Source organism: Caballeronia sp. M23-90 (genome assembly GCF_053574605.1).
In genome coordinates, this window is the sequence record NZ_JBSIPA010000121.1 from 1 (window position 1) to 15246 (window position 15246).

Annotated in this window: 16 protein-coding genes; 9 read left to right on the forward strand and 7 right to left on the reverse strand. The window is 58.6% G+C overall.

Annotated elements, in window-relative coordinates; translation table 11 throughout:
• Positions 1-192 precede the first annotated feature (192 nt).
• Together ACRXB1_RS14430 and ACRXB1_RS14435 are read right to left on the reverse strand one after the other, a co-directional pair.
• On the reverse strand, positions 193-1128 hold the full coding sequence (locus tag ACRXB1_RS14430) for a dTDP-4-dehydrorhamnose reductase family protein (RefSeq protein ID WP_449492370.1): 936 nt from the start codon (positions 1126-1128) through the stop codon (positions 193-195).
• Positions 1125-1331: a heavy-metal-associated domain-containing protein gene (locus ACRXB1_RS14435; RefSeq protein WP_449492371.1), complete on the reverse strand. Its 207-nt coding sequence runs from the start codon at positions 1329-1331 to the stop codon at positions 1125-1127. Before ACRXB1_RS14435 ends, ACRXB1_RS14430 begins: the two co-directional genes overlap by 4 nt.
• A gap of 93 nt (positions 1332-1424) precedes the next feature.
• Between ACRXB1_RS14435 and cueR the strand changes: the two genes are divergently transcribed.
• Both cueR and ACRXB1_RS14445 read left to right on the forward strand, forming a co-directional pair.
• Positions 1425-1811, forward strand: a complete 387-nt coding sequence (cueR, locus tag ACRXB1_RS14440) for a Cu(I)-responsive transcriptional regulator (RefSeq protein ID WP_061999805.1) — start codon at positions 1425-1427, stop codon at positions 1809-1811.
• A 272-nt stretch (positions 1812-2083) separates the two neighbouring features.
• Positions 2084-2230: a DUF3563 family protein gene (locus ACRXB1_RS14445; RefSeq protein ID WP_086382270.1), complete on the forward strand. Its 147-nt coding sequence runs from the start codon at positions 2084-2086 to the stop codon at positions 2228-2230.
• Positions 2231-2303: 73 nt separating this feature from the next.
• On the opposite strand, the gene copM is transcribed toward ACRXB1_RS14445, so the two are convergent.
• From copM to ACRXB1_RS14460, 3 genes are all read right to left on the reverse strand, one after another.
• Positions 2304-2711 (reverse strand): CopM family metallochaperone, encoded by a 408-nt coding sequence (gene copM / locus ACRXB1_RS14450; protein WP_062167042.1) that lies wholly within the window; start codon positions 2709-2711, stop codon positions 2304-2306.
• Between the two features lie 804 nt (positions 2712-3515).
• On the reverse strand, positions 3516-4361 hold the full coding sequence (locus ACRXB1_RS14455) for a 23S rRNA (adenine(2030)-N(6))-methyltransferase RlmJ (RefSeq protein ID WP_061999802.1): 846 nt from the start codon (positions 4359-4361) through the stop codon (positions 3516-3518).
• Between the two features lie 140 nt (positions 4362-4501).
• On the reverse strand, positions 4502-5473 hold the full coding sequence (locus ACRXB1_RS14460; protein WP_061999801.1) for a potassium channel beta subunit family protein: 972 nt from the start codon (positions 5471-5473) through the stop codon (positions 4502-4504).
• A gap of 245 nt (positions 5474-5718) precedes the next feature.
• On the opposite strand from ACRXB1_RS14460, the gene ACRXB1_RS14465 reads away from it, so the two are divergent.
• Positions 5719-6993, forward strand: coding sequence for a DUF3734 domain-containing protein (locus tag ACRXB1_RS14465; protein WP_174364195.1), 1275 nt, complete (start codon positions 5719-5721; stop codon positions 6991-6993).
• A gap of 65 nt (positions 6994-7058) precedes the next feature.
• On the opposite strand, the gene ACRXB1_RS14470 is transcribed toward ACRXB1_RS14465, so the two are convergent.
• Positions 7059-8258, reverse strand: a complete 1200-nt coding sequence (locus ACRXB1_RS14470) for an amino acid aminotransferase (RefSeq protein WP_061999799.1) — start codon at positions 8256-8258, stop codon at positions 7059-7061.
• A 454-nt stretch (positions 8259-8712) separates the two neighbouring features.
• On the opposite strand from ACRXB1_RS14470, the gene uvrB reads away from it, so the two are divergent.
• The 6 genes from uvrB (at position 8713) to ACRXB1_RS14500 (ending at position 14813) form a co-directional block, all read left to right on the forward strand.
• The gene (gene uvrB, locus ACRXB1_RS14475; protein ID WP_075359895.1) at positions 8713-10794 is read left to right on the forward strand and encodes an excinuclease ABC subunit UvrB; all 2082 of its coding nucleotides are present in this window, start codon (positions 8713-8715) and stop codon (positions 10792-10794) included.
• A 286-nt stretch (positions 10795-11080) separates the two neighbouring features.
• Positions 11081-11629 carry an iron transporter gene (locus ACRXB1_RS14480; RefSeq protein WP_062000911.1) on the forward strand — a complete coding sequence of 183 codons (549 nt, stop codon included), beginning with the start codon at positions 11081-11083 and terminating at the stop codon, positions 11627-11629.
• A 95-nt stretch (positions 11630-11724) separates the two neighbouring features.
• Positions 11725-12072: a cupredoxin domain-containing protein gene (locus ACRXB1_RS14485; RefSeq protein ID WP_062167031.1), complete on the forward strand. Its 348-nt coding sequence runs from the start codon at positions 11725-11727 to the stop codon at positions 12070-12072.
• A 35-nt stretch (positions 12073-12107) separates the two neighbouring features.
• The gene (locus tag ACRXB1_RS14490; protein WP_062167029.1) at positions 12108-12953 is read left to right on the forward strand and encodes an FTR1 family iron permease; all 846 of its coding nucleotides are present in this window, start codon (positions 12108-12110) and stop codon (positions 12951-12953) included.
• A complete protein-coding gene (locus ACRXB1_RS14495) occupies positions 12950-14359 on the forward strand; it encodes a 4Fe-4S binding protein (RefSeq protein ID WP_205583052.1) in 1410 nt (469 codons plus the stop codon). Before ACRXB1_RS14490 ends, ACRXB1_RS14495 begins: the two co-directional genes overlap by 4 nt.
• Before the next feature lie 40 nt (positions 14360-14399).
• Positions 14400-14813, forward strand: a complete 414-nt coding sequence (locus ACRXB1_RS14500) for a GlcG/HbpS family heme-binding protein (RefSeq protein ID WP_449492372.1) — start codon at positions 14400-14402, stop codon at positions 14811-14813.
• Between the two features lie 266 nt (positions 14814-15079).
• On the opposite strand, the gene hemP is transcribed toward ACRXB1_RS14500, so the two are convergent.
• Positions 15080-15244 (reverse strand): hemin uptake protein HemP, encoded by a 165-nt coding sequence (gene hemP / locus ACRXB1_RS14505; RefSeq protein ID WP_449492373.1) that lies wholly within the window; start codon positions 15242-15244, stop codon positions 15080-15082.
• Positions 15245-15246 lie beyond the last annotated feature (2 nt).

The window sequence follows — 15246 nt, forward strand, 5'->3', positions numbered from 1 at the left end:
TGAAACGACTCCACGCCAATGATAGTGCGGATACCCGTGTGAAAGTAGGTAATCGTCAGGCTCCTCATCCTCTGCATCTCATCGCAGTCGCTAAAACCCCACCCCAGCAAGGTGGGGTTTTTGCGTTAACAGCGCGGAATTGAAGGGTTTCGCAACTCATACAAGCGCGCAAGGGTGCGCGGAATACCCTTGTCAGTTCCGTGCAACTGTCGCTAATGGCCAGTTGTTTAAAACGGCCTGAATTCCAGCCTCAAATGGCGTCCTTCGACCGAGATTCATCGATTCCAGTGCGGCCGATGCGAGATGGCAATTCTTCGGGCGAGGTGTTGCGTCGGCCGGCGTGTACTGGGGAAGAATCCTGGCGTCGATCCGCAACACCCGAGCAATGCTCGTTGCAATATCAAACTTCGTCATTGGCTCATTGCCAGACCAGTGCATCACGCCATTGACGGGCGTGCCGGACTCGCAGCGCTCCAGTAATTGCCGCACCACGACCGCCACGTCCGGCGTAAAGGTCGGATAACGCGTTGCCCAAGCGTCCATGAGTGCTGGAGCATTATCGCCGGCTGACTTCGCAACCGCAGGCGCCAGGCTGGTCACGGCCGATTCGCCCCAGTCAGTCACCGGCCCGTAAAGCAGCGGCAGACGCAAGACACAGGAATGCTCAGTCGTTTGCATCAACGCACGCTCACCCTCGAGCTTGCTTCGGCCGTAGGCGTTTAGCGGATTCGGTGCATCGTCCGGATGATAGGGCGGTTGAGTGCCATCGAATACATAGTCGGTGGAAATCGACAGTACCCATGCCCCGATTTCGCCAGCGACCGTCCCGATGAAGCGCAACGCATCCACATTCAATGCCCTTGCGAGCGAGGGATCGTTTTCGCATATATCGGGGCGGCGTTCTGCGGCAGCTACCACGATGGCATCCGGCCTCTGCTCAAGGATGAACCGGCGCGTAGCGTCTTCGTCTCGGATATCGAGCATGAAAGTGGTCGCGTCGCCATGCCGAAATGCCGTTCGAGCAACCTGCCAGTGCCTCTCAACGACGAGTTCGTTTGCAACAGCGCGCCCAAGTAGTCCGGATGCGCCAATCAACGCGACCTTGAAGTTCGAGCCTCCCATTGTCATGCGGCTTTTGCCGACAAAACCGTGTAGCCCGCTTCATCGATGGCTTCTTTAAGCGCATCGATGGTTTCGGTCGACGTCACCACAACTTTTCCGTGTTCGAGATCGACCTGGACCTTGGCGGTTGCATCGACTTCTTGGATCGAGCGTGTTACCGCCGCGATGCAGTGCTGACAACTCATGCCTTCCACTTGAAATTCGGTCATGACTAATCCCTTGTTGAGTTTGCAAGAACGAGCCATGCTATACCCTCCCACGGTTGGAAGGTGTACAGTTGGATAAAATTTTGGGGATCGGCGATGAACATCGGTGAAGCAGCGCGTGCATCGGGGGTAACGGCGAAGATGATCCGCTACTACGAAAGCGTCGGGCTTTTGCCGCCAGTGGGGCGAACGACGTCCGGCTATCGCGTCTATGGGACGCATGAGGTTCACGCGCTGCAGTTTGTGCGGCAGGCGCGGCGGCTGGGTTTCCTTGTCGAGGACATTCGAAAGCTTTTGGCACTATGGCAGGACCGTAAGCGCGCCAGCGCGGAGGTCAAGGCTATTGCGCTTGAGCATGTCGCGGAGCTGGATCGGCGGATTGCGGAGCTCACCGATATGCGCGATACGCTCGCGCACCTCGCTGTCAATTGCCACGGCGACGACCGGCCAGACTGTCCGATTCTCGAGCGACTTGCAGGTTGACCGGGTTGGTGCAATTCATACTTCATGGCTCGTCGAAAAGAACCAGAATGGTGCATGTTTCCGCGAACGACCTGCGCTCGTCCAAAAAAACTAGACGAATCAGTGACTTGTCCGGTCGTAGTGCATGCACCATTCCAAAACAGAATGCACACAATTCAGGCATTTCACTAACGCTCGCGTCAAGGTTCATCTATAATCATGGTTAACCCTTTCGAGGGATATCCCTGACCCGAACCGCCGGGGATTCATTTGAGATCCTTGGAGAAAAAATCATGTTTGCATTCTTGCTCGAAAAAGTCAGCGTCTGGTTTGAAACCGCCGAACGCAATCGTCGCGAAGAGTATCTGGCTCAATCGTCGGATATCGTTCAGCTCGAAAAGCGTATCCGTTCGCTGGAAACTGAAGGCTACTCGCTGTAAATTTCAGCCGACAGATTGGTTGAAAATTTAAAAAGCCCCGCGTGCGGGGCTTTGTCGTTTCTGGGCACTGCGATTATTTGTTCTGCGGGTGGGCGGCCAGCCATTGCTTCATGAACGCGACCTCTTTGTCTTGTGAAGCGATAATTTCCTTCGCCAATGCCCGCAACTTCGGATCTTTCCCGTATTTCAGCTCGACTTTGGCCATTGCTACCGCTCCCTCGTGATGCGGAATCATGTGCGTAACGAAGTCATGGTCGGCGTTGCCGGTGTACTCGATGCCGGACATGCCCGACATCATCGAATGGTCGGCCGCCTGGAACGCTTTGGTAGCGTCATCGGCCGGGTTGCCTTTCATTGCCGACATGTCCATGCCTGACATCGAGTCAGCGGGTGTTGATGCTTGTGCAAACGCAACCGGCATCGATATGACAACGCACGCGGCAAATGCAGCGACGCCACCGAAGTTTTTGAGAATCGTCATTAAATCTCCTTAAGTTTCGACTTCGAGAAAGCTAGCCTAAGCCTTACCATCGCGGTAAGGTAAAGCGCTTTCGTATGATATGAACGTTTCAATCGAGACCAGTAGCAATCGGAAATTTGATGCGGGGGCGCCATGAGTTTTAAAGCGAAGTTGATGGGATATCGGGCGCCGCTTTGCGCAGCGTTGATTTGCAGCGCGATGATAGCGGACTCGTTTGCGCAGGCTGGAGGACGGCCACTCATTCTTGACACGCAAACCGGTATTCAGAGCGGTGCCGGCGGAACCGTCTTGCAAACTGGGCCGCTGAACGGACAGGGCATGGTTCCCGCTCGCCCGTTGGCGACGCTGCCTGAAGTGTCGGCGCAGCAGGGGCAGCAGCCGATTGTGGTTTCGCCTTATATAGAAGTGCAGCCAGGCGGATACAGCGGCCCGCAAGGCTATGCCATTTCGCCCGGCAATCAGTCCCGGTCGGGTTCAGCGGGGATCCATGGGTTGCGTTCTTCAGCGGGGTATTCCGGGGGGCTGCAAGGCATGCCCGCGAGCGTTCAACCCCATGCGCAGCCGCCGCGGTCCCAGCCATCGCGCGCCCAACCGCAGACCGCTCAACAACCGCAGACCGCTCAACAACCGCGGTCTCAGTCGCCTGCGCAGCCCACGACTTCGACCGCCCCGACATCGGTCGGAACTGACCCCGCGACAATATCCAGAACCGGCGGGTCCAAGCCTAGAACCCCACCGCGTTCCTCTGATCCGCACACGGCGACGGGCACCGTCACGTCCCTGCAATAACGGCCGAGGTGCTTCTCAACCGCCTCGATGCTCCAGCTTGAAGGAAGCCTTGCTGTCCTGGCCGAGTGTCTCGACGAGGTACGGGAGCGCCTCTTTCAGCTCTCCGGCAAGCGTGTAGGGCGGATTCACGACAAACATGCCGCTGCCAAACAAGCCGAAACCGTCAACCGGCGGCTTGCTCACGGTCAAAGAAACATGCAGCCAGTTCTTTGGTTGAACACGCTTTAGCTGATCGGCGAAGCGTTGCGACTCCAGCCGGGTCACTTGCGGATACCAAACCGCATAAGTTCCGTTCGCGAACCGTTTCAAGCTTTCCTCGAGGCAATTCAACGTGCGCGCGTAGTCGCGCTTGTCCTCGTACGACGGGTCGATCAGCACCAGCGCGCGCCGGGGTGGTGGCGGCAAGAGCTTGATAATGCCCTCGAAACCATCGCCTTCGAAAAGCATGGCGCGGCGGCCGGCATCACGGAAATTGTGGCGCAGCACATCAATCTCAGTGGAATGGAGTTCGAACAAGCGCATCCGGTCCTGCTCGCGCATGGTCCGATACGCCAGATAGGGCGAACCGGGATAAAACTGCAGCGTACCGTCTGCGTTGAGCGCTTTGACTTCCTTGACGTAATCCTTGAGCAAACCGGGCAGGTCGCGTTTGCCCCAAAGCTTGGCTATACCGGTTTCGTATTCTCCCGTTTTGGTGGCGTATCCATCAGCGAGCGAATACACGCCGGCGCCTGCGTGTGTATCGATGTACCAGAACGCCTTGTCCTTCTGGCCAAGGTATTGAAGCAATTGCACGACGATCGCGTGTTTCAGCACGTCTGCGTGATTGCCTGCGTGAAAGGCGTGTCGATAACTAAGCATGGCAATGATTGAGCGGAGACGAGAAACGGGAAGGAGCGGGGCTGAGCCGGCCAGATGAATACTAGTCGCCGAGGCGTGGACGTATATACCTCGGCGGGGTCGTCATTGTAGCCGACGCGCAGCACGCGCCCCGGCGTGACTCAGACGAACGCGTCGCCGACGATTTCCTCTATGCGCGCCTTGATCTCAGGCGTGATTTTTTTCACGACGTCGATCGCTTTCATGTTTTCGTGGATCTGTTCGACGCGCGACGCCCCGGTAATGACCGTGCTGACATGCGGATTCAACAAGATCCACGCGAGGGACAGTTGTGCAAGCGAGCAGCCGAGCTGGTCCGAGACTTCAGCGAGGCGCCCGACAATGTTGTTTGTCCCCTTGTCCGTCAGCTTTTTCGCCAACCATTCGTAACCCTGAAGTTGCGCGCGGCTGTCGGACGGAACGCCGTCGCGGTACTTGCCGCTGAGCAATCCCGATGCAAGCGGACTCCACGTTGTGAGACCAAGTCCGATGTCTTCATAGAGCCGCGCATATTCCTTCTCGACGCGGTTACGATGCAGCAGGTTGTACTCGGGCTGTTCCATCACCGGCTTGTGCAGATGATGCCGCTCGGCGATGTCGTAAGCGCTGCGAATCTCGTCGGCGCTCCACTCGGACGTGCCCCAGTACAAGGCCTTGCCGCGCGTGATGATGTCGCTCATCGCCCATACGGTTTCCTCGATTGGCGTGTGCGGATCCGGCCGATGGCAGAAGACGAGATCGACGTAATCGAGTTGCAAGCGCGCAAGCGAACCATCGATGGCGTTATGCAGGTATTTGCGATTGAGCGTTTGATGCTGGTTCGTGCCTTCGTTAAGACCGAAGAAAAATTTCGTCGACACCACATAACTCACACGCGGCCAGGCAAGCTCTTTCAACGCACGGCCCATGATTTCTTCCGATGCGCCTTTCGAATAGACCTCGGCGTTATCGAAGAAATTGACGCCGTGATCGCGTGCTGCTGCAAGCGATTCGCGTGCAGCGCGGTGATCGACCTGCGTGCCGTACGTTACCCACGAGCCAATTGACAATTCGCTGACCTGCAAGCCAGAACGTCCAAGCCGACGATAGTTCATATGCGATATCTCCAGTTTCAGGTTTTTGGTGGGGTAGCTCTGGTCTAAAGCTTAATCGGTTTTCATGATTCACGCGGTGAAGGGGCATCGTCGGTTCATAGCGTACGGCGGCTGGGCGGCGTCGAATAGCTGGCCGAATGGGGTATGAGGTTTCGAGAAGGTTGATCGGCGCGGCTTTGCGTGGTCTTATTGTCCGAAGTGAAAGGCAAGGTTGCTTCGGCGTGTTACGCGTCAAAGGAGTTTTAATGGCAGAGCGCAGAGAAAGTGTTGACGTGCGAGCAGGATCGAAACGAGCGAAGGTGACAAAGGATCCTCACAAGACGACGTCGCTCGATATCGCGGAGCTACCCGAAGTCACGGCGTCGGGTGACGCGATCAAGTTGCCGCCGTACGAAACCATCGCTTTGATGTTGCAGGGAGGCGGGGCGCTTGGCGCTTATCAGGGCGGTGTTTATCAAGGCCTGAACGAAGCGGGAATTCATCCGAACTGGATCGCGGGGATCTCGATTGGTGCGTTGAACACCGCGATCATTGCCGGGAATGCGCCACAAGACCGCGTGCCGCGCCTCCTCGAATTCTGGGAGACGATCTGTCAGCCAGCGTTCATGCCGCCGCTTCCGGCGTTCGTCGAACACGCATTTTTCAATTCCACCGATGAGATCCGCAAAGCCTTTACTGCCATGCAGGCAGCAAGCGCAGTAGTGGAAGGGCAGAAGGGATTCTTTGTCCCGCGCTTTCCGCCACCGTCTCCACTGGCAGCGGGGGATCCCGCCACGGCCAGTTACTACGACACGCGGCCATTGAAGGCGACGCTCGAAGGGCTTTGCGATTTCGACCGGATCAATTCGCGGGAGACGCGTGTATCGGTAGGTGCAGTGAACGTCGCGACGGGGAATTTCGCCTATTTCGACAATACGCGCATGAAGCTGCGTGCGGAGCATTTCATGGCGTCGGGCGCCCTGCCGCCGGGTTTCGCCGCGGTCGAGATCGACGGGGAATATTTCTGGGACGGCGGACTCATGTCGAACACGCCACTATATGAGATTGCTCAGGCCACGCCGCGCCGTGACACGCTCGCGTTCCAGGTTGACTTGTGGAGCGCCAAAGGTCCGGTGCCGGACAGCATTGTGGATGTGATGGGGCGCGTGAAGGACGTGCAGTTTTCCAGCCGGACACGACTCGTCACCGACACCATGCAACGTTCGCAGCGTTTCCGCAATGTCCTACGGGAAGTGCTCGACAAAGTGCCGGTAGACGTCCGCAACAGCGATCCGTGGTGCAAGGCGGCCGAGGAACTTGCGTGCTCGAAGCGCTACAACGTGATCCACCTCATCTATCGTCACAAGGAGTTCGAGGGGCACTACAAGGATTACCAGTTCGGTTTATCGACGATGCGGGAGCATTGGGAAAGTGGCCTGGCCGACATTCGCGGCACACTTGGTCATCGCGACTGGCTGGACATGCCGAAAAACGATTCAGGCTTTATCACCCACGATATTCACCGCGACGGGCGCGGGTAGATTTGGCGGCGCAAAGAAAACGGCGCCCACGAGGAGCGCCGTTCCGGATGCCGCGAAGAACAGGCTTACTTCAGCACGGTCGCAATAGCGTTTGCCACGACTTCAAGGTTGCGCGTATTGAGCGCGGCCACGCAGATTCGGCCAGTGCTTACAGCGTAGATGCCGAACTCTTCACGCAGACGGTCGACCTGCGGTGCGGTCAGTCCCGAGTACGAGAACATGCCGCGTTGCTTGTTGACGAAGCTGAAGTCGCGTTCGACGCCCGCGGCCTTGATTTGCTCGACCAGGCCATTGCGCATGGCGCGGATACGGTCGCGCATTTCGCCGAGTTCCTGCTCCCACGTGGCGCGTAGTTCCGCCGATGCAAGAACGGCCGCGACCACCGAACCGCCGTGCGTGGGCGGGTTCGAGTAGTTGGTGCGGATCACGCGCTTGAGTTGCGACAACACGCGGCTGGCTTCTTCCTTGCCGCTCGTGATGATCGACAGCGCGCCCACGCGTTCGCCATACAGCGAGAACGACTTGGAGAACGACGACGAGACGAAGATGTTGATGTCAGCCTTGGCGAACAGGCGCACGGCGGCTGCATCGGCGTCGATGTTTTCGCCGAAACCTTGATAGGCGATGTCGAGGAACGGCACGAGCGAGCGCGCCTTCACCGTTGCCACGACTTGTTCCCATTGCGCCGGGGTCAGGTCGACGCCGGTGGGGTTATGGCAGCACGCATGCAGTACCACGACGGTGCCTGCCGGATAGCTGTTGAACGCTTCGAGCATGGCGTCGAACTTCACGCCGTGCGTGGCTGCATCGTAGTACGGGTAGTTGAGGACTTCGAAACCGGCGTATTCGAACAACGCACGGTGGTTTTCCCAGCTCGGATCGCTGATCGCGACCTTGCCTGTCGGGTTGAGGCGCTTCAGGAAGTCAGCGCCAAGCTTCAAGGCGCCCGTGCCACCGAGCGCTTGCGCCGTAATCACGCGGCCATCGGCGATCAGGGGGGAATCGTTGCCGAGCAGCAGTTTCTGCACGGCAGCGTCGTACGCAGCGATGCCTTCCATAGGCAGGTAACCGCGCGGTGCGGCCAGTTCAACGCGGGCTTTTTCAGCCTCGCGGACGGCGCGCAGTAGCGGAATCTTGCCTTCTTCGTTGAAATACACGCCGACGCCGAGATTGACCTTGGTGGTGCGCGGATCGGCATTGAAGGCTTCGTTCAGACCCAGGATCGGATCACGGGGGGCAAGCTCGACGGCTGAAAAAAGGGACATGATTTATCGACGGTAGTGGAAAGGCGGGCACGGGCGTTCGGGATGGAAGTCGCGGCATGCTGTGCTTCGACCGCGCCGTGAGGAGTGAACAAAATACTCCTTCCCATCGATGAAAACCCCGTTCTGCATTGTAACGAATTGAGCAGCGTTTTTTGGCCCGGCAAAGCGGATGCAATCGACGAATTCGCGATATTTCGCTGGAAATTCGGCATTTTGCTTGAGAAACGAGGCCGTGAGAACGTGACTTACCGGTTCAACGCCACGAAGCTTTCGTCCACCAAAACAATCGCTTGCGTTTGGAGGCGGACGCCTCATCTGAGAAATATCGGGCGATCGCTTAAGAACCGAAGGGCGCTGCCCCGATCCATCCGACAACCCTGATCCGCCGTCAAGCCTGCTCCAGCGTGAACCGCTAGAATGGATGTTTGCTCTCGGCCAAAGGCACCGCTTCCTCATGTCCGATACCCCGCTAGTAGAAGCCGCAGAAACGCTCGATGAATCGAAGTTCATCACCTTCGAGGGCTCGCCGTTCCAGCTTTATCAACCGTATCCGCCAGCAGGCGACCAGCCGACAGCGATCGCGACGCTCGTCGAGGGGATCGAGGACGGCCTGTCGTTCCAGACGCTGCTCGGCGTGACCGGTTCCGGCAAGACTTTCACCATGGCGAACGTGATCGCGCGCATGGGCCGTCCGGCCATCGTGTTTGCGCCCAACAAGACGCTCGCCGCGCAGTTGTATGCGGAGTTTCGTGAGTTTTTTCCGCGCAATGCCGTCGAATATTTCGTTTCCTACTACGATTATTACCAGCCGGAAGCCTACGTTCCGCAGCGGGATTTGTTCATCGAGAAAGATTCGTCGATCAACGAGCATATCGAGCAAATGCGGCTTTCAGCCACAAAAAGCCTGCTGGAGCGGCGCGACGTGGTGATCGTGGCGACGGTGTCGGCCATTTACGGTATCGGCAACCCGTCGGAATATCACAAGATGATTCTGACGCTGCGCACGGGCGACAAGATGGGGCAGCGCGACATCATCGCGCGGCTGATCGCGATGCAGTACAACCGGAACGAAGCGGATTTTTCGCGTGGCAGCTTCCGCGTGCGCGGCGACACCATTGACATTTTCCCGGCCGAGCATGCCGAAATGGCTGTGCGAGTCGAGCTTTTCGACGATGAAATCGAGTCGATGCAGCTCTTCGATCCGCTCACCGGCCGCGTGCGCAACAAGATTCCGCGCTTCACCGTGTATCCGTCGTCCCATTACGTGACGCCGCGGGACACGGTAATGCGCGCCATCGAGACGATCAAGACTGAATTGCGTGAGCGCCTCGAGTTTTTCCACAAGGACGGCAAGCTGGTTGAGGCGCAGCGGCTCGAGCAACGCACGCGTTTTGACCTGGAGATGCTGCAGGAACTGGGGTTTTGCAAAGGCATCGAGAACTACTCGCGGCATTTCTCGGGCGCGGCTCCCGGCGAACCGCCGCCGACGCTCGTCGATTATTTGCCGCCCGACGCGCTGATGCTGCTCGACGAGTCGCACGTGCTGATCGGCCAGTTGAACGGCATGTACAACGGTGACCGGGCACGCAAGGAGAATCTGGTCGATTACGGCTTCCGGATGCCGTCGGCGCTGGATAACCGGCCGCTGAAATTCAACGAGTTCGAACGCAAGATGCGCCAGGCGGTTTTTGTCTCGGCGACACCGGCCGATTACGAAAACCGGACGTCAGGGCAGGTCGCCGAACAGCTCGTACGGCCGACCGGGCTGGTCGACCCCGAGATCGAGGTGCGTCCGGCCCGCTCGCAAGTGGACGACGTGCTCGCCGAGATCAACGAGCGTGTCAAAGTGCACGAACGGGTGCTCGTCACGGTGCTGACCAAACGCATGGCCGAACAACTCACCGAATTCCTGGCGGATCACGGTGTGAAAGTGCGCTATCTGCACAGCGATATCGATACGGTCGAGCGCGTGGAAATCATCCGCGATTTGCGCCTGGGGTCTTTCGATGTGCTCGTCGGGATCAACTTGCTGCGGGAAGGGCTGGATATTCCGGAAGTGTCATTGGTCGCGATTCTCGACGCTGACAAGGAAGGTTTCCTGCGTGCCGAGCGCTCGCTGATTCAGACGATCGGCCGGGCTGCCCGGAATGTGAACGGCAAGGCGATCCTTTACGGCGACAACATCACGGATTCCATGAAACGCGCGATTGGCGAGACGGAACGCCGGCGCACGAAGCAGATCGCGCACAACCTCGCGATGGGCATTACGCCGCGCGGCGTGACGAAGCGGATCAAGGACATCATCGACGGCGTGTACAACGTCGACGACGCTCGCGCCGAGCTGAAGGAAGCGCAGACGCGTGCGAAGTTCGAGGACATGTCGGAGAAGCAGATTTCGAAGGAAATCAAGCGCCTCGAAAAGCAGATGATGGATCACGCGAAAAACCTCGAATTCGAGAAAGCGGCGCAGACGCGCGACCAACTGTCGCTGCTGCGTCAGCGTGTTTTCGGCGCGAACGTGAGCGACCATCCATAAGCTAATGTGGCAACGCAGTATCTGGCAGCGGGCCCCGAGCCCGCTGTTTTTATGTGGACAACCCATGCTGGAGAACGCCGAAAACCCTTGTTGCCACGAGGCTTTGTTTCGCGGTGTCGAATTGTTAGCCATTTCGATCGGTGCTAAACTTCCCAATCATTGAGAATGGTTCGTATTAACTTTCGGATCGGGTTCTCATCCGGGATTTCTTATGCCAGCGCTGGGGCGTTGGCGAAACAACCGTGTCGGATCGGACGCATCGATCAATAACAACAAGGAGTTACGGATGAAGGTTTCAACTTTGGTACGCGGCTCGGTGGCTGCGGTCGCTTTTGCGGCAATGGCGTCGGCATCGGCAGCGGAGTATCCGATCGGCAAGCAGAACGTCCAGAACGGCATCGAAGTCGGCGCCGTTTATTTGCAGCCGATCACGATGGAACCGGAAGGCATGATGCGCAAGGCATCGGACTCGGACATTCACCTCGAAGCCGACATCCACGCGGTGAAGAACAACCCGACCGGCTTTGCGGAAGGCGACTGGATGCCTTACCTGCAAGTCACGTACGAACTGACCAAGGTTGGCACGACACAAAGCATCAAGGGCGACCTGATGGCCATGGTTGCGAACGACGGCCCGCACTACGGCGACAACGTGAAGCTCTTCGGCCCGGGCAAATATCACTTGAAACTCAACATTGCGCCGCCGATGCAGACCGGCCACATGGCGTTCGGCCGTCACGTCGACAAGGAAACTGGCGTGGGTCCGTGGTTCAAGCCGTACACGATCGAGTATGACTTCCCGTTCGCCGGTATCGGCAAGAAGGGTGGTTATTAAACATTCAAGCGGTCGTGAAGTTGGACTCAGGTGTCCGGCGCAACAGGTGCAACTGATCTGCACGTTGTGCCGGACGCCGCAGCCAGGATGGATGCATGAAACGTAAATACAGATTGATCGCGGCGTCGCTCGCGATCACTGCAGGCTGGTTTGCAAGCGCGGCTTCAGCGCAAGCGGCCGATCTCCCGACTTTCAAGCTGGAGCTGAATGACGGCAAGCTGAATCCCGCGCGTATCGAAGTACCCGCGGGCGTGCGCTTCAAGATCGAAGTCCACAACGTCGGCAAGGGCGCGGCAGAGTTCGAGAGTATCCAGTTGCGCAAGGAAAAAGTGCTCGCGCCGGGCGCCGACTCGTTTGTCGTGATCGCGCCGCTGGACAAGGGCGAATACAAGTTCTTCGATGATTTCCATCAGTCGGCGCAAGGCGTCATCGTTGCGAAGTAGTGGTTGCATCGGCTAGTTAAGCGGGAGAGAAGGTAATGGGTCAGGTTCTTTTCATCGTGTGGCGGGAGAGCGTCGAGGCGCTGCTGGTCGTGGGCATCCTGTACGCATGGCTGAAAAATGGCGACGCCGACGCGCGTCGCGGCATTCCCTATTTGTGGGCCGGCGTGGTTGTCGGCTTGCTGGCCGCCGTTGCGCTGGGCGCGGCGCTGGTGGGTTTCACGGAAGTGCTCTCCGGCGATGCGCAGGATTATTTCCAGACCGGCATGGTTCTCGTGGCGTGCGTGCTGATCGTGCAGATGGTGCTATGGATGAAGCACCACGGGCGTTCAATGAAACGCGACATGGAAGCGTCGCTGCAGAAAAGCAAACAGGACGCGAACTGGTGGGGCGTGACGCTGCTGGTCGCGCTCGCGATTGCGCGCGAAGGCAGCGAGACGGTGATTTTTCTTTACGGCCTGGGTTTCGGGCAGTCGGGTCACGTCGATTCAATGCAATATCTTGCTGTCGTGATCGGTCTTGGACTGGCGTTCCTCACGTTCTATCTGCTGCAGCTTGGCGGCAAGATCTTCTCGTGGCGGCTCTTTTTCCGCGTGACTGAAATCATGCTGCTGTTTCTTGCGGCCGGCCTGTTCGAGACCGGCGTGGACAAGCTGATCGACAAGGAAATCCTGCCCGTCGTGGTGAACCAGGTCTGGAATTCGTCCTGGCTTCTCGATGACTCCAGCACCTTCGGCTCACTGGTCGCGACGCTCACGGGTTATCGCGCGCATCCGGCCGGCATGAATTTGATTGCGTACGCGGTCTACTGGGCCGTGATCTTCCTGCTGCTGCGCCGCTCGAAGAACCGTATGGCGCAAAAACCGGCGAGACGCCCAGCATGAGCGATGTCCTGAATCGGCCCGGCCGGCTTCAACAGGCCGGGCAATGGATGCAACAGCACGGCAGCATAATCCGCGCAATCCAGTGGGTTGTGGTGCTGTTCTATGCATTCCTGATTCTGGTTCCTGCCGTCATGCCGTTACCCGACAACACGGCGCACATCTGGAACAACCTGACGGTCGCGGCCCAGTTCGTGTTCTGGGGAATCTGGTGGCCGTTCGTGCTGTTGTCCATGGTGATGCTCGGCCGCGTCTGGTGCGGCGTTCTGTGTCCCGAAGGGGCGTTGACGGAGTTCGCGAGCAAGTTCGGACGAGGCTGGGCAATCCCGCGCTGGTTGCGCTGGGGCGGCTGGCCGTTCGTCGCGTTTGGCATCACGACCATCTACGGCCAGATGGTCAGCGTTTATCAATATCCGAAAGCCGTCCTGCTGGTGCTCGGCGGATCGACCCTAGGCGCGATGATCATCGGCGTGTTGTATGGGCGCGAGAAGCGCGTCTGGTGCAAGTACCTGTGCCCGGTGAACGGCGTGTTTTCGTTGCTGGCGCGGCTTGCGCCGTTCCACTTCAAGGTCAACGAGGACGCGTGGCGCAAGTCGTATAAAGAGGGTGAGCACGGGCATCGGGTGATTCCGGTGAACTGCGCGCCGCTCGTGCCGCTGCGCGCCATGAAGGGTGCGTCGGACTGCCATATGTGCGGGCGATGCAGCGGTCATCGCGATGCAATTGCGCTGACGTGGCGCTCGCCGTCGTCGGAGATCGTCAAACTCGGCGATAAACAAGCCAACCCCTGGGACACGGCGCTGGTGCTGTACGGCTTGCTGGGCATCGCGATTGGCGCGTTCCACTGGAGCGTCAGCCCGTGGTTCATCCAGTTGAAGCAGATCTTCGCGGGCTGGCTGATCGATCACAACATTCTCTGGCCGCTCGATACCAACGCGCCCTGGTTCCTCTTCACGCATTACCCCGAGCAAAACGACGTGTTCTCGTGGCTCGACGGCAGCATGGTGATTGGTTATATCGTGGTGACGGGTCTGGTTTATGGCACGGCGCTGCTCGGGTTGCTTGCAGCCGGCACGCGCATGCTCGGCCGGTTCGAGTTCACTCGATTGCATCATCTGACGCAGGCACTGATTCCCGTGGCCGGCGTGGGCGTGTTTCTCGGTTTGTCGGCGACGACGGTTTCGTTGTTGCGCGCCGAGCACGTGCCGCTCTGGTGGGTCGCGGACCTGCGCCTGGGGTTGCTCGGCGTTGCGAATCTGTGGAGCGCGTGGCTGGCCTGGGGGGTTATCGGAAGGTACGTTCCCGGCCGCGTGATGTCGCGTGGCGTTGCCGCGATGCTGTGGTTCGTCGCGGCGCTCGCCGTTGTCGATAGTGCGTGGTACCTGATGTTCTGGGGCTTCTCGCGGTAACCTTGCGGGTATTCACAACTACAACCCTGGAGGTGACTCAATGAAAACGAAACCTGTATTGACCGATGAAGACGTAAAGATCATCGCGGCCGCTGCTGAAGCGCATGCGCTTGCGAACAAGTGGAGCGTGACGATTGCTGTCGTCGATGACGGCGGTCACCTGCTGCACCTTCACCGGCTTGAGGGCGCGGGTCCGAGCACGGCCGAAATGGCGACGGGCAAGGCGCGCACGGCGGCAGTCGGCCGGCGAGAAACGAAGCTCTACGAAGACATGATCAAACAGGGTCGCGTAGCGTTCCTGAGCGCGCACATGACAGCGATGCTCGAGGGCGGCGTGCCGATCCTGGTCGGCGCGGACATCGTTGGCGCGGTTGGCGTTTCGGGCGTGAAGTCGGATCAGGATGCTGCGGTGGCGAAGGCGGGTATCGCGGCGCTGGGTCTCGAAAGCGTCTGACCGGAAGGTCTTGCGTTCATCGCGCTGAAGCTGACAAAAAAGCACGTTTTCATTGCGAAAATGTGCTTTTTGCCTTGTTGACCGTGCTTTTGACAAGCACTCGCCGGGAACCAAAAAAAGCGGCTTCGCTGGCTATCGACGACTGGCTGGTGTTTGCACGAAGGGGTCTAAATTCTCGCGTGCAAGCCGTCGTGGCTGGCTAGTGCCAAACACCTCTCGAAGAGGTGGTCCCCACAATACTCGGTACTGAAATTCGGTTCTGCGTGTTACTTCGTGAGAATCAGCTTGCCCAGGCGCGTGGCGCGCAACTGATACGTCTCACCGTTATGCATGATGCTGATATGACTCTGTCCTTGAAGCAACGCGTCGCTGCGCAGCGTGCGTTCGCCGCTCTCGGTGGGAACAGCCGATGCCGGGCGCGCCGTTGTCACCA

What these genes read in the sequence shown, in the direction of transcription:
- ACRXB1_RS14430 (WP_449492370.1), bottom strand. Translation starts at nt 1,128, where the DNA reads ATGACAATGGGAGGCTCGAACTTCAAGGTCGCGTTGATTGGCGCATCC.
- ACRXB1_RS14435 (WP_449492371.1), bottom strand. Translation starts at nt 1,331, where the DNA reads ATGACCGAATTTCAAGTGGAAGGCATGAGTTGTCAGCACTGCATCGCG.
- cueR (WP_061999805.1), top strand. Translation starts at nt 1,425, where the DNA reads ATGAACATCGGTGAAGCAGCGCGTGCATCGGGGGTAACGGCGAAGATG.
- ACRXB1_RS14445 (WP_086382270.1), top strand. Translation starts at nt 2,084, where the DNA reads ATGTTTGCATTCTTGCTCGAAAAAGTCAGCGTCTGGTTTGAAACCGCC.
- copM (WP_062167042.1), bottom strand. Translation starts at nt 2,711, where the DNA reads ATGACGATTCTCAAAAACTTCGGTGGCGTCGCTGCATTTGCCGCGTGC.
- ACRXB1_RS14455 (WP_061999802.1), bottom strand. Translation starts at nt 4,361, where the DNA reads ATGCTTAGTTATCGACACGCCTTTCACGCAGGCAATCACGCAGACGTG.
- ACRXB1_RS14460 (WP_061999801.1), bottom strand. Translation starts at nt 5,473, where the DNA reads ATGAACTATCGTCGGCTTGGACGTTCTGGCTTGCAGGTCAGCGAATTG.
- ACRXB1_RS14465 (WP_174364195.1), top strand. Translation starts at nt 5,719, where the DNA reads ATGGCAGAGCGCAGAGAAAGTGTTGACGTGCGAGCAGGATCGAAACGA.
- ACRXB1_RS14470 (WP_061999799.1), bottom strand. Translation starts at nt 8,258, where the DNA reads ATGTCCCTTTTTTCAGCCGTCGAGCTTGCCCCCCGTGATCCGATCCTG.
- uvrB (WP_075359895.1), top strand. Translation starts at nt 8,713, where the DNA reads ATGTCCGATACCCCGCTAGTAGAAGCCGCAGAAACGCTCGATGAATCG.
- ACRXB1_RS14480 (WP_062000911.1), top strand. Translation starts at nt 11,081, where the DNA reads ATGAAGGTTTCAACTTTGGTACGCGGCTCGGTGGCTGCGGTCGCTTTT.
- ACRXB1_RS14485 (WP_062167031.1), top strand. Translation starts at nt 11,725, where the DNA reads ATGAAACGTAAATACAGATTGATCGCGGCGTCGCTCGCGATCACTGCA.
- ACRXB1_RS14490 (WP_062167029.1), top strand. Translation starts at nt 12,108, where the DNA reads ATGGGTCAGGTTCTTTTCATCGTGTGGCGGGAGAGCGTCGAGGCGCTG.
- ACRXB1_RS14495 (WP_205583052.1), top strand. Translation starts at nt 12,950, where the DNA reads ATGAGCGATGTCCTGAATCGGCCCGGCCGGCTTCAACAGGCCGGGCAA.
- ACRXB1_RS14500 (WP_449492372.1), top strand. Translation starts at nt 14,400, where the DNA reads ATGAAAACGAAACCTGTATTGACCGATGAAGACGTAAAGATCATCGCG.